Source organism: Desulfoluna sp. (genome assembly GCF_030145185.1).
Classification (GTDB): Bacteria; Desulfobacterota; Desulfobacteria; order Desulfobacterales; family Desulfolunaceae; genus Desulfoluna.
This window is the reverse complement of record NZ_JAQYWB010000071.1, coordinates 1-13,577: the sequence shown is the minus strand read 5'-3', so window position 1 is coordinate 13,577 and position 13,577 is coordinate 1. Positions and strand designations below refer to the sequence as shown.

At 56.1% G+C, this 13,577-nt stretch carries 10 protein-coding genes; all 10 read left to right on the top strand.

The window, feature by feature from the left end; genetic code table 11:
• Positions 1-282 precede the first annotated feature (282 nt).
• The 10 genes from Q1Q75_RS18530 (at position 283) to Q1Q75_RS18485 (ending at position 13,000) form a co-directional block, all read left to right on the top strand.
• Complete coding sequence (locus Q1Q75_RS18530; protein WP_300673719.1) at positions 283-1,011, top strand: amino acid ABC transporter ATP-binding protein; 729 nt, start codon at positions 283-285, stop codon at positions 1,009-1,011.
• A gap of 639 nt (positions 1,012-1,650) precedes the next feature.
• Entirely contained in the window at positions 1,651-2,991 is a 1,341-nt protein-coding gene (locus Q1Q75_RS18525) for a response regulator (protein WP_300673717.1), read from the top strand.
• A gap of 22 nt (positions 2,992-3,013) precedes the next feature.
• Positions 3,014-3,628, top strand: a complete 615-nt coding sequence (locus Q1Q75_RS18520) for a chemotaxis protein CheW (RefSeq protein WP_300673715.1) — start codon at positions 3,014-3,016, stop codon at positions 3,626-3,628.
• A gap of 51 nt (positions 3,629-3,679) precedes the next feature.
• Positions 3,680-6,775 (top strand): response regulator, encoded by a 3,096-nt coding sequence (locus Q1Q75_RS18515; protein WP_300673712.1) that lies wholly within the window; start codon positions 3,680-3,682, stop codon positions 6,773-6,775.
• 76 nt (positions 6,776-6,851) lie between these two features.
• On the top strand, positions 6,852-8,078 hold the full coding sequence (locus Q1Q75_RS18510) for a chemotaxis protein CheW (protein ID WP_300673710.1): 1,227 nt from the start codon (positions 6,852-6,854) through the stop codon (positions 8,076-8,078).
• Positions 8,079-8,144: 66 nt separating this feature from the next.
• Entirely contained in the window at positions 8,145-8,672 is a 528-nt protein-coding gene (locus tag Q1Q75_RS18505; RefSeq protein ID WP_300673707.1) for a chemotaxis protein CheW, read from the top strand.
• The gene (locus Q1Q75_RS18500) at positions 8,650-9,933 is read left to right on the top strand and encodes a pitrilysin family protein (protein ID WP_300673704.1); all 1,284 of its coding nucleotides are present in this window, start codon (positions 8,650-8,652) and stop codon (positions 9,931-9,933) included. The genes Q1Q75_RS18505 and Q1Q75_RS18500 overlap by 23 nt, the downstream gene beginning before the upstream one ends.
• A gap of 97 nt (positions 9,934-10,030) precedes the next feature.
• On the top strand, positions 10,031-10,186 hold the full coding sequence (locus Q1Q75_RS18495) for a hypothetical protein (protein WP_300673702.1): 156 nt from the start codon (positions 10,031-10,033) through the stop codon (positions 10,184-10,186).
• Positions 10,187-10,303: 117 nt separating this feature from the next.
• The gene (locus Q1Q75_RS18490) at positions 10,304-10,669 is read left to right on the top strand and encodes a response regulator (protein ID WP_300673701.1); all 366 of its coding nucleotides are present in this window, start codon (positions 10,304-10,306) and stop codon (positions 10,667-10,669) included.
• A 102-nt stretch (positions 10,670-10,771) separates the two neighbouring features.
• Positions 10,772-13,000 carry a methyl-accepting chemotaxis protein gene (locus tag Q1Q75_RS18485; RefSeq protein WP_300673699.1) on the top strand — a complete coding sequence of 743 codons (2,229 nt, stop codon included), beginning with the start codon at positions 10,772-10,774 and terminating at the stop codon, positions 12,998-13,000.
• Positions 13,001-13,577 lie beyond the last annotated feature (577 nt).

The following is a 13,577-nucleotide window of genomic DNA, read 5'->3' as shown; positions in this document are numbered from 1 at the left end:
ACAGGGCATTGCGATACGTTTGAGGCTCGAATCTTCCCATTCGATCCTCTCCTCCTAACGGCGTATCCTGTGGCGACCTTTGCCACCCGAATCTTTTTTTGTTCTATCAGATCCCCTTTGATAATCCCACCCCCTTGTGTTGCCTGTCCTCACGTCCCTTCTGATTGATTTATTGACTTTTGGTTCATTGTCATCAACAATCTTTTTTTTACAAAATAATCAACGCATGACCCTTGCCCGGATACGGGGGCATCACCAGCAATTCATCGGGAGCAAGGCCGGATGATTCAGTTTGATAAAGTAAATAAGTGGTACGGAGACCTGCATGTCCTCAAGGACATTGATTTTCACGTGGGGGCTGGCGATGTGACGGTGGTGTGCGGCCCCAGCGGGTCGGGAAAGAGCACCCTGATTCGTTGTATCAATCGCCTGGAGCCCATTGACTCCGGCTCCATCGTGGTGGACGGCATCGCCGTCCATGATCCGAAAGCCAATTTAACCCAGCTTCGTACCGAAGTGGGGTTTGTGTTTCAGCAGTTCAATCTCTACCCCCATATGACGGTCTTGGACAACGTTCTTCTTGCCCCCAGAAAGGTGCGCAAAATGGGTGAGCGGGAGGCACGGGAGATCGCCATGGAGCTGCTGGTTAAGGTGGGTATTCACGATAAAGCCGAGGCGTACCCCTCTCAACTCTCCGGTGGCCAGCAGCAGCGTGTGGCCATTGCCCGTGGTCTTGCCATGAAACCCCGGATTATGCTCTTTGATGAACCCACCAGCGCCTTGGACCCGGAGATGATCAACGAGGTCCTGGAGGTCATGGTGGCCCTCGCCAAAGAGGGGATGACCATGGTGGTGGTGACCCATGAGATGGGCTTTGCCCGCGAGGTGGGCAGCGAGGTGGTCTTCATGGACCACGGGGTGGTGGTGGAGACCAACACGCCCGAGGCGTTTTTTACCCACCCGGAGAATGAGCGTACCCGGCTTTTCTTGAGTAAAATTTTGACCCACTGATGACGTGAGGTGCGTTGATCGACTCCCTCGGGGCTGACTCGGTTCAGTTTCCGGTGTTCGCATACGAAGAGCCCCTGCCGTGCAGGACCATGGCGGTACGCCAAGGGGCTCTGTTCGTTTTTTTTCCTCCTTTCTCCGTTTTATTCCTCAAGCTTATATTTCTGCCTTAGCCTCATAGGAGATGCTGCGCGTTCAGGATGGCGCTCGCCGTTTTTTTGTTTTTGTTCTGTTTTGAATCATGGACGCTATTCAGGACTCAGGGATCCTGCGTGTTTTGCATTGTGGATAATTGTTCACTATACAGGATTCCTCGCCGGAAGTGACCGCCGTTCAATCGAGGTAGTAGACTTGGTGTAGATAAAAAATACTATTTTATTTGTGCGTAAGTTTTTTTTATATCTCTCTGTAGTCAAAGTTGTTTTTGTGAAGAGAGCCATGATTTAACTTCTCGTGTTTCGGTAAATCAGGCGTGTATGAATCTGTTTGGCTTATTTTATGCTTAATATAATTTCGGTGACAGCTATCGAATGATTTAATTGAGACGAGTACAACGGCAGATTTGGATTGGGTTGAGACATAAACAACGGTACGACTGTACGCATCAGTGAATATGAAGCATATGCGTATAAGGTGGTGATTTTGGCTGGTACTTCCCACGATTATGTAAGGGGTTTTTCCCTCGACAGTATATTTACCCTGATAGATATGAATCAGGAAACCTGGACTCTAAAGATCAGGTCTGAGGGGCGTATAGGGTTTCTTTACTCCAGAGACGGTGAAATCATTGATGCGGAAGTTCGGGATGTGAAAGGCTACAAGGCCGCCCTGGAGCTTATTGCCTGGGATTCTCCGGAGATAGAGATCATTAAATTCTGCAACAAACCTAAATGCATTCATACCTCCATGATGCAATTGCTCCTCGACGGCAAGCGGATGAAGGATGAGACAAAGGATGAGCGGATCCTTGAGTCCAAGGCCTGTGCAGAGGCGGTGGCGCATATTGAGGGGTTTCGGTTCAAACGGGGCCAGGAACTCCTCATCGGTATTCTTAATAAGAACAGAACGCTGCACAGAGCCTGGTTGTGGTATTCCCGAACATTAGGGTCCATGAAGGGGATTGAATCGGCCATTGAACGGGCTATTCGCCTGGCTCCAGATGACGATGAGATTGGGGAAGAGAAAGTTCGGTTTGACCGGGCGAAGCGTACTGTAAACGATACGCGGGTCAAGCGGTGCCCTTTCTGTTGGGCTCCATTGAACCTGAATGCACGGCAGTGTTCTGCGTGCGGTCTCCATCTTCTGATTACTCGGGGGGCCCTTGCGGGCGATCATTCGCGGTGCAATTCCAGGGTGGTGGATGTGTCGGTAAAGCGACTTTCCCACGTCATGGAGCGGGAGAATCACCGAAATCTTTATGCCTCCTATTATATGGCCATGGCCCACTGCAACATCCGGGACATGGACCGGACCCTTGAACTCTTAAACGATACCGTGGCCCTTGCCGGGGACCAGCCGTTTTTCTCGGATCAGCTGAAACTCTATCTCAATTGGATGGCCTCGAACCAGGTGGCGGAGGCGGAAGAGTTGCAAGAGGCGTCGACCGTGGATGCCGCCGGAGAAGGAAAGACGATTCTGGTGGTGGAGGACAGCTCCACCACGCGCAAGGTCATTGCGGTGACCCTCAATTTGAAAGGGTATCGGATCATTGAAGCGGTTGACGGGCTTGAAGCGTTGAGCAAGCTCAGTGAAGAGAAGCCCGATCTGATCCTGCTGGATATCATTCTTCCCAAGATGAACGGGTACGAGATCCTGTCCATTATCAAGAACAAACGAGACCTTAAGAATATTCCCGTGATCATGCTGACCAGCCGAGACGGGTTTATGAGCCGTATGAAGGGGAAGATTGCAGGCACAGCGGCGTATCTAACCAAGCCTTTCAACCCGGACGATCTGTTGCGAACCATCGTCAGACACATTTAGCGGGAAACGGGATTTATCAAGCATGGAAGAACGAGAAAAAAGCCTGGCCGGAACGAATCCGGGCAACGGGAGCTCGCCTCCCCTTGAGCAGCTGCTGGCCGAGATCACGATTGACGGTGTGGACCCGAAGTGCTCCGAGAGTGATGCGGAGGGCGTCGTGACAGCGAAATCCGATGTATTGAGCGGCGGTTCGGAGCCGTATATCCGGTTTGTCGTGGATGAGGTCCAATTTGCCGTGCCCCTTCGCGCCTCCTTAGAGGTGGGTCGGCTCCCTGGCATCACCCGTCTGCCGAATCTTCCGCCCTGGGTCTCCGGGATCAGCAATATCCGGGGGGACGTCGTTTCCATCGTGGATTTGAAACGTTTTTTTGGCCGCAGCGCCTCTACGGGCACTGCCGGGGGCCATATGATTCTTTTGCACAATGATTGCATGAAGGTTGGCTTTCGGGTGGATCGATTGGCGGGCATTGCCTCCCTGGGCGATACCGAGGCGAACCTGATCTCCAATCCCTTTACGAAGGGGGACATCACGCCTTATCTGGCGGGGGTTGCGACAACCGATGCCTCACTGCTTTATCTGCTTGATGTTGAGCTCTTGCTGACATCGGAGAGGATGAACCGCTTCCGGAGGGTTTGATTCGGGGTGAGAAGGCCGTTACGACAGTCAAAATGAGGAACGTATAGTATCGTGGGATCTCAAAACAGCAGCATTGTCAGCGGGTTTATCGATGAAGTGAAGACGTATATCCCTTCGCTCCACAGCGGGATCGAGACGCTTCACCATGAGCCCGATCGATCCGAGGTGATCCAGGAGCTTCATCGACTGGTTCATATCATTCATGGCGCGGCGTCCCTGGTGGGGCTGATCAGTCTCAGCCATACGGCGTCGCAGATGGAAGATGCGCTGGAGGAGGTGATGACCGGCGGTCTCTTCGTGAATGCCCCGCTACTCGGGGCCATGGCGTGGACGGTGGGTTGTTTTGAAGCCTTTGTCAAAGGCGAGGTGACGGATCGTGACCGCGAGGTCTCCATCGTCACCGAGGCGGTGGGGGTGTTCAGGCGTCTCCGGGGGCTGCCCGAGTCCGGGGATGAAGAGGTGATGGCCTCTTTCTTCGATGCGCTGGGAGACGATGACGCGGAGGCTGCCTTTTCGCCGGGGTTTCCCGAGGACGAGGCTCTTATTGTCTCTGAGGATGAAGAGATGGCGCTCCTTCAGGCCGAGGCACCCCTTGATTTTGAGGTGTCGGAGGGGCCGGGTCCCTTGTCGGGGGCCGATGATGTGGCGGCCTTTGACCCCTTCTCGGCGGAGATGTCCGAGTTGGAACCGGAGCCGTGTGAGGAGGACTTTCTTCTTGCAGAGGCACCGGAAATGCCGGTCGGGGAACCCGCCCTTGAGAAGGGGCCCAGTCTTGTGGCACCTGAAATCATCGCTGTTTTTTATGAAGAGGTGGAAGAGCACTTTGAGCTGATCAACCGAAACCTCGACGCCCTTGAAGTCCGTGTGGTCTGCCGCATGGACATCGGGGCGGATGAGAAAGAGATGATTCGCCAGATTCGAAGGGCGGTTCATACCATCAAGGGGGCCTCTAGCCTGGTGGGCATGACCGGGCTGCCGGCCTGGGCGCATCGGGTCGAAGACCTGTTGGACTGGCTTTTTGAAGACGCCGTGACCCTGGCCCCTGATGCGGTGGTGGCCCTTTTAAAGGCAACAGATATCATGGCGCTCTACCTGTCCGATCCGGCGCGCGTGCGCATCGAGGAGATGGCAGAGCTGGAACGTGAGTTTTCGCGCCTCACTGGCCTGTCTTCTGCTTCTGGTGATGCCCGCGGCCTGGGGGGCGAGACGGTCGAGCCTCTGGAGGAGACCGCCGGCATTTTCGATTCCCATTCCAGGGTGCCGGAGTCCCTTGAGATACTGGAGGTAGAGGAACCTCTCGCCAGCCCCTTGGCTCCCTTGAGCTCCGGGACTTTCCGTGTGGGCATGGAAAAGCTGGATGAACTGGTCAACCTCGCCTCCGAACAGATTATTGCCCTGAGCGCCTTTGACCAGAGACTGGACGCTTTCCTGGGGACGGTGGCCGAATTGGATCTCTCCCGGGCCCGTCTGCGGGAGACCTCTCGAAACCTTGAGGTGGGCTATGAGGTCAAGGCCATTCAACAACCGGGAGCGGCGGCGGGCCTTGCGAATGGAGGAGGCGCGGATGCCTTCAGCGATTTCGATACCCTGGAGCTGGACCGTTATTCCGAATTTAATCTCATGCTTCGGGACCTCGCCGAGGCGTCGGTGGACATCGGCGAGATTCATGGGGTTATGCAGAACTTTCACAGTGATTTTGAGGGATATATCACCCGGCAGCGGGTGCTTTTAAGTGAGCTTCAGGGAAAGCTGATGCACATTCGCATGGCGCCCATGTCCGTGGTCACGACCCGGATGCGCCGGGCGGTTCGCGAGGTGGCCGACAAGCTGGGCCGCAAGGTGCGTCTGACCATCCGCGGGGAGGGCATTGAACTGGACCGGGTGATCTGGGAAAAACTCGCCGATCCCCTCCTTCATATCCTGCGCAATGCCGTGGATCACGGTATTGAAGACCCGAGGGCACGAAAAGAGGCCGGGAAACCCGAGACCGGCGTCATTGTCGTTTCTGCTTCACGGGAGGGAAACCAGGTGCTGATCCGCATCCGGGATGACGGGGCGGGCTTGAACTTTGGGGCGATTCGGCAGAAGGCGGGGCAGATACCGGGGGTAGATGCCGCGGCCCTGAGCGATGACGACCTGGTGCCACTGATTTTTACTCCGGGCTTCAGCTCACGGGAGGAGATTACAGAGACCTCTGGCCGTGGGGTGGGCATGGATGTGGTGAAGACCAACATCGAGGAGTTGAAAGGCTCGGTGCGTATCTCGTCTCCTGAGGTAGGCAACGGGACGGTCCTTCTTGTGCGGATTCCCCTGACCCTTGCCGTGACCCGCGCCATTCTCTGTACGGCCGGAGGCCAGACCTTTGCGGTCCCTCTGAATGAGATCAGCGATATCCTGCGGGTGTACCCGGAGAACATGATTTATGAGCCCATGGAGTCGGTGCGGGTGGGGGATGAGGTCTTTCCGCTCTTTCACCTCTCCCGGTCCCTGGGCCTGGCCGATGCGGCGTCCAGTCGGAACGGCGTGGGGGAGAGCCCGGTGGTACTCAAGGTCGTGTCGGCTGAGAGGACGGCGGCCTTTGCCGTGGATACTCTGCTCGGGCAGCGGGAGATCGTCATCAAGAGTCTCGGCAGCCACCTTCAATATGTGAAGGGCATTTCCGGGGCCACGGTGATGGGGGATGGGAGCCTGGTTCCGATCCTTAATGTCAGCGAGCTCTTCGATGATGACGCAGAGACGTCCCTTCCAGCGGCACGGACCGGGGCGGGGCGGACGGAGTCTCCCCTTGAAATTCTGGTTGTGGACGACTCGGTCAGTGTGCGTCAGGTGGTGGTCCGGCTGTTGGAGGAGCAGGGCTGGAAAACCACGTCGGCCCGGGATGGGGTCGAGGCTCTGGAAAAATTGGCGATTAAGACCCCGGATTTGATTGTTCTGGATGTGGAGATGCCCCGGATGAATGGTTATGAATTTCTCGGGGCGCGTCGTTCTCATCCGGCTTATCGACATATTCCGGTGATCATGTTGACCTCGCGGTCCACAGCCAAGTATCGCGATAAGGCGAGGGACTTAGGGGCCGATGGCTATGTGGTGAAACCGTTTGATAACGGAGAATTTTTGACCTTGATTCAGAGTCTAACGGTAAAATGACGGGGTCGGTGGACATGAGAGTTGAGGTCGGTATTGACAGAGCGATGTGTGGACATGGCCCGAAAAGGGGAATCTGATGCCTAAATATTTGTCCTTTGCCGTTGGTGGCTTAAACCTGGGCGTGGCGATGACCTCGGTGGTCTCCATTGAACAGGGGGAGCCCGCTTCCTGGAACGAGAAACGGCCACTACGGCTGGGCTCGGTGTCGCATGAGTCAAAGACGGTGCCACTTTATAACACCTCGCTTCTGATGGGGGAGGGTGGCCTCTTGCCTGACGCCGCCGTGGACTCCAAAATTGTGATTGTTCGTTTTGAGGGCGGCACCCTCGCCCTGTCCGTGGATCGGATCAGCGGCGTCATGGAGGGATCCGAGGCAGACGTCTCAGAGATGCCCCCGGTTTTCAGCGGTCTGGCAAAAGAGGTCTTCCCCCAGGTTCTGCGGGGAGCCGAGGGGTGGGTTCCCCTGATTCACCCGGCTGCGGTGGAACGGGCCGTTTTTTCTGCACAGATGAAGCGGGTGGAGCCGGACGCCGAGCGGGATATTCCGGTCGATGAGCCCGATTTGCTGGCACCCGAACCGGCGTCCATGGCGGAGGCCGACGTCTCTGAGACGGCTTTTTCCCTCGAGTGGGTGGATGCCGCCGATGAGCCTGATTTAATGGCGATGGCAGCGCTTGCAGACGAACCGGAGGCCATGGCGGAGGCCGACGTCTCTGAGACGGCTTTTTCCCTCGAGTGGGCGGATGCCGCCGATGAGCCTGATTTAATGGCGATGGCCGCGCTTGCGGACGAACCGGCGGCCATGGCGGAGGCCGACGTCTCTGAGACGGCTTTTTCCCTCGATTGGGTGGATGCCGCCGATGAGCCTGATTTAATGGCGATGGCCGCGCTTGCGGACGAACCGGAGGCCATGGCGGAAGCCGAAGTCTCCGAGAACGATTTTATTGCCGAGGAGGATGAGTCTGCCATGACGGCGGCTTTTTCGTCTCGGGCCCATTTTAAGTTTGCTCCGGATGAGACCGTGGATGTGGAGACGGAGGTGTCTCCTGCGGTGGACGGATGGGGGGACGCTGCCTCTGAGAGGGAGCCCCTGGAAACGGCTGCACCGGTTCTCCCACCGGGGACCGAACCTCTGGGCGGGTTCTCCGCTGCGCTGGAAAAGGCCCTGACCCCGGAGTTGCTGGAGCGGGTCGTCCAGCGCGTGGTGGGCAGCATGATGAAGACCTTCGTTTCCGACCTGACGTCCGATGTGTCGGAATCGCTCAGCAGGCAGGACGTTGCTCTGGAGAAGAGCAATCCATGAGTTGGAATCGGGTCCGCGTTTTGAGCGGGCTCATTATTTTGTTCGTCTTAGTGAAAAGAGAAACCAATGGAAATGAGAGATTTTCAAGGGGCCACCTCGGGGTCACTGATTATAGCTCCGGCTGCGGGAACGTCGCCTGAGGGCGACCCGATCTGCTTTCTTTTCAGCCTGTCCCAGGTAGAGGATATTCTCGGATCCCTCGAATTCTCGAGGGTTCCCTTTGCTCCCTCGTATATCCATGGGATTGCGAACTGGCGCGGGCTTGCCTTACCGGTACTCTCCATAGAGGTGCTCCTCGGCCTGGCAACAGAGAGGTGTTCCTATGAGGGCACGCGCGGGCTGGTGGTCAAGAAAACAGGCCCTGTGGATGATCCGGAGCACTGGAAACGTGTGCTTGTGCGAATCGCCCCAGGCTGTCGGATGCTCTCCAGCGTGCCGAAAACAGAACCGCTTGTGGCGGGTGATTACCTGGCGGCAGACCGGTTGTCTGCGGTCAAGGGGGTGTATGGATGGGAAGAGGGGCTGTTGATTGTGCCGCATCTTGAACAGATTCTGAGTGGGGAGTTAAACGGTGTATTCAGCGACGACACTTGAAAACGGGATTCGCGTGGTGACGGAATCCATGCCGGAGACACGCTCCACATCCGTGGGGATCATGATCGATGCCGGTCCAAGGAATGAATCGGCGGAAAGTTACGGCCTGGCCCATCTCGCGGAGCACATGATGTTCCAGGGCACGGGAAGTCGTGACGCCCGGGCCATTGCCTTGATGATGGACGAATCCGGCGGTCAGATGGGGGCCTTCACCACCAAGGATTACACCTGTTATACCGCGACGGTTTTAGACGATTATACCCCGTACGCCCTGGACCTTATGGGGGACATCCTGCTCAACTCCGAGTTCCCGGAAGAGGCGCTGGAGCGGGAAAAATGTGCGGTGTTACGCGAGATTGACGGCGACGGGGATATCCCCTCCTGCCGTGTCCATACGGCGTTGAAAGCCAAAGTCTGGGGCCACCATCCTCTGGGGCGGCCGGTGGCCGGGTTTTCGGAGGTGGTTCGTCGGTTGACCCGTGAGGACCTGATCTATTTTGTCCACAGGCATTACCTCCCCAATCGCATGATTATAGCGGCTGCGGGCCATGTGAACCACGAGGATTTTATCTCTCAGGTTCGGGATGCCTTCTGGCGGTTGATGGGGGAGGGGACGCCGTGCGTCAGCTCACCCCCGTCCTTTAACCCAGGGGTGGTGGTCGAAAATGTCCCCGTGTCACAGGCCTATTTTTCCATTGGCCTCAGGTGTTTGCCCTATGCCGACGAGGGGCGGTACCGGGTCCATTTGCTGAACAGTCTCATCGGAGGCGGGGCGAGTTCCCGGCTTTATGCGCGATTGAGAGAGGAGCGGGGCCTGGTTTACCAGATTGGTTCGGAATACCATGCCTACGTCGACGACGGGATCTTCGTAGTGGAGGGGAGCACGGCACCGGAATACCTCGTGCAGGTTTTGGGTCTTATCCTGGTGGAGTTGTGGAAGCTGGCCTCCGGGGATGAGCCGGTCTCGGAAGAGGAGCTTTGGAAAGCACGGATGCAGACCCGGGCGCAGCACCTCATCGCCTCAGAAAATTCGAGCACCCGGATGAGTCGGCTGGCGACCCAGTCTTTCTATTTTGGCCGCTCTCTTCCCGGTGAAGAGATCCTGGCCGCCATTGATACCGTTGATTGTGGGGCACTCGGGGAGATTGCTGGAGGCCCGCTTATTAAGGCACTCAGACGCGTTGCTGTGTCTGTTGTCGGTCCGGAAGGTCCAGATACATTTACGCAGCAGGGTATTGAAGCTCTGCTGGATGAGTTTTAGTGAGAAAAGACTTTTTTCTGTCCCCCCCCGTCGCTATGACGAGGAGACGGATGTTTTTAATGTTCATATACATGAGACGCTTAGGAGGAATTTGACCATGACAATCGACAGCTCTGTGAAGAAAAATTGGATTGATGTTCAGAAGAAGCATGATGTCCCGGTGAACGCCATTGGGGTGAAGATCAGCCCCAAGGATGAAAAGACGTTGAGAGTATGGAAAGACGAAGGGATCGATCAGTTCGTGAAAAGATAGAATCCGTGAAAGGGTTCGACAGGAGAGAACATCCTGCGGCTTTCCCCTTGCGGGAGGCCGGTGGAAACGATCTCTTGTTTCATGCATGGCTTTTTTGAGTAAGTTTGGAGTGAGATAATGGCAAAGCATAAAATTCTGGTTGTCGAAGACAGCCCGACGAATATGATTCTTATGATTGGTCCCTTGACTGAGGCAGGTTATCAGGTGATCACGGCCGTGGATGGGGAAGAGGCCCTTGAGAAAGCGACCGGGGAGCATCCCGACTTGATTATTCTGGATGTGATTCTACCCAAGAAGAACGGTTTTCAGGTTTGTCGGCAGTTGAAAACAGCGCCCGATACCCAGGATATCAAGATCATCATGCTGACCAGTAAAACCCAGGACAGCGATCGGTTCTGGGGGACGAAGCAGGGCGCCGACGGTTATATGACCAAGCCCTTTGACACCGGAGAATACCTCCAGGCCATTGCGGATCTTCTTTGATCCTCACTCCCTGTTCTACCCTGTCAAACCTGGAAATCGGACTTTTGTTGGACGCTTGTCCTGAGCGTGCTCAGGCTGTCAACTCCTGGAAGGAGAGTCGCATTGCAACGAATCAAAGAATTTTTTCAAACGCTCAAGGTCGGCACCAAGCTGTCAGTGGGCATTATTACCATCGTGTTCCTGCTGATGGCCGTGACCCTGACGGTGGTGATCAACTCGTATCGTAACCACCTGATCAATAACAGTAAGAAGCTCATGGCGACGGAACTTGAGCTTATCGTTGAGGGTCTGGACGCCGAGATGGGATCCATGACCGCCCTGGCCGAGTCCCTGGCCTCCGGTCAGGAGACCGGTGTTTTCGGGGACCGTAAGAGGACGGTGGACGTCATGCGCGATTACCTGGACCGCTTTCCCACCATTCAAGCGGCCTATGTCAACCTGGAGCCCAACGCCGACGGCCAGGACAGCCTTTATGTCAATGATACGGTCCACTGTCGGGACGGGCGTTTTGTCCCTTACGCCAGCTGGGTGGATCCCCTGGTCAAAGCCCTCGTGCGTATTCGTCCTACCAGTGCCGGTGCCTTCACCTATGAGTGGTACACCGGACCCCAGAAGGCTTATCGAGAGTTTTCCGGTACCGGCAGCCGTGCCGGGCATAAGATGGTGACGATTACCGAGCCCTACATCACGAAAGAAGGCGAGCCCGTCACCTCGGTGACCGTGCCAGTGATCATTGACGGCCAGTTCAAGGGGGTCGCCGGGATCGACCGTTCTCTGGTGGCCTATTCGGGGAAACTGGCGGCCCTGAAACCGTATAAGAGTGCCAACGCCCTTCTGGTAAGCCGTGATCAAATCCTGATTGCTTCCGGGGCCCGAAGTAAAGAGTACATCGGGAAGCCCATCACCAAGCTTGAAGGCTACGGTGAGGACTTCTTCTCCATCTTTAAGAATCCGAAGGACGGCATCCGAAGGGCCTATCGAGCGCGTGATAACTCGTATGCCTTTTATATTTACCAAGTAAGTCCGAAAACCGGATGGACCGTTGCCATGTCGGTCAGTGAGGCCGAGGTACTGCGACCCATCAACACCATTATCATGGAAATTTCCGTGGGGGCGGTGGTGGCCCTTATTTTGAGTATCGGCTTTGTCCTTGGGTTGTCCAATCGGATTGTTATGCGACCGGTTCGTGGAATCATGGAACTGTTCAGTGAGATCGGGATGGGTAACTTTGATGCGCGTGCCGAGATTTTGAGCCACGATGAACTCGGGGTCATGGCCGAGAGTCTTAACGCCATGCTCGACAACACCTTGTCTCTGATCCAGAGCCGTGAAGAGCGTGATGCCATTCAGGACACCGTCATGAAGCTTCTGGAAGAGATCTCCGGTCTTACCGAGGGGGACCTCACCGTTCGTGCGGAGGTGACCGAAGACATGACCGGGGCCATCGCCGACTCGTTTAACCTCATGGCCGAGCAGATCGGTCGTGTTGTTCAGGACGTTAAGGTCGCGGCAGGCAGTGTGACGGTAACCTCCGGGGAGGTTCACGAGTCCACGGAAAAACTGGCCGAGACCAGTACTCAGCAGGCCAGCCAGATTGCGGCCGCCATCCAGTCCATTAACCTGATGGCAGACACCATTCGAACGGTTGCCGGCAGCGCCGTCCAGTCGGCCGCGGTGTCTGAAAAATCAACCGTAAACGCCAAAGAAGGGGCCGAGGCGGTTAACAAGACCAACGAATCCATGTCCGCGATTCGTGAGAACGTTCAGGAGACCGCCCGGGCGATCAAGCGACTCGGGGAAAGTTCCCAGGAGATCGGTAACATCGTGCAGATCATCGGCGACATCGCCGACCGGACCTCTATTCTGGCCTTGAACGCCTCTATCCAGGCAGCCATGGCCGGAGACGCGGGCCGGGGTTTTGCTGTCGTTGCCGAGGAAGTTCAGCGCCTTGCCGAACGGTCCACCAACTCCACCAAACAGATCGACACCCTGGTGAAGAACATCCAGGGCGAGATCACCGAGGCTGGCGCCAGTATGGATGCCAGTATTCAGAGGGTGGTTGAAGGCGCCCAGCGTGCCGATGACGCCCACACCAAACTGGAGGATATTCAGCACGTCTCCGGAGAGCTCGCCGAGCTCATTGGTTCAATCTCTCGAACCTCTGAAGCCCAGGCCATGGAATCTGAGAAGATTACCCGGGCCATGGAAGCCATCGGGACGATTAGTTCCGATACCTCCGAGGCCAGCCTGGCAACCGCTGCCAGGATGAACGAGATGGAAGAAACGGCTCAAACCATGATGGATTCCATCGCGGCCTTTAAGGTCGAATAAGACAAGGGTTCGCCCTTTCCTTCCAAAAGATGACCGTAAATAAAAAGCCCCCTGAAGCATGCCTTCAGGGGGCTTTTTGGTTTTGTCTTCTGCCGAAGGCCGGTGTTTGGGACACGGTATGGTGTGTTCGTCTTTATCCCGGATACTCCGCGCGACTCGCCCGGAGGGTAAAAATCGAGGTAACTATTCAGTTTGCCTTCGCCAGGTCGTTCGAGGCAAATGACAGAAAGATTCAAATGCCAATACGTCACGTCTTTTCATCACCGCGTAGGGTGCGGCTCCCGCACCTTCTACCTGCGCGGGGAAGACGAAAAGCGTAGGGTGCTGCCAGACCGGGGTCATAAAGAAAAAATGGATAGCTGAATAGTTACAAATCGAGCAGAAACAGTAAATGACATTTTGTCGTTTACAACGATCTGACTGTTTCACAGTCACAGCCTGTCATGACGTCTTATTGCTGAGGCAGGATCGTTTTTCCGTGAAATGATCGGGTTAAACGGCTGACTCTCGTGGAGAAAGGGGAGAAAGGCTCCGCCCCCCCCTTGGATATCGGGGGGGGGGGGGGGGGAGGGGGCGG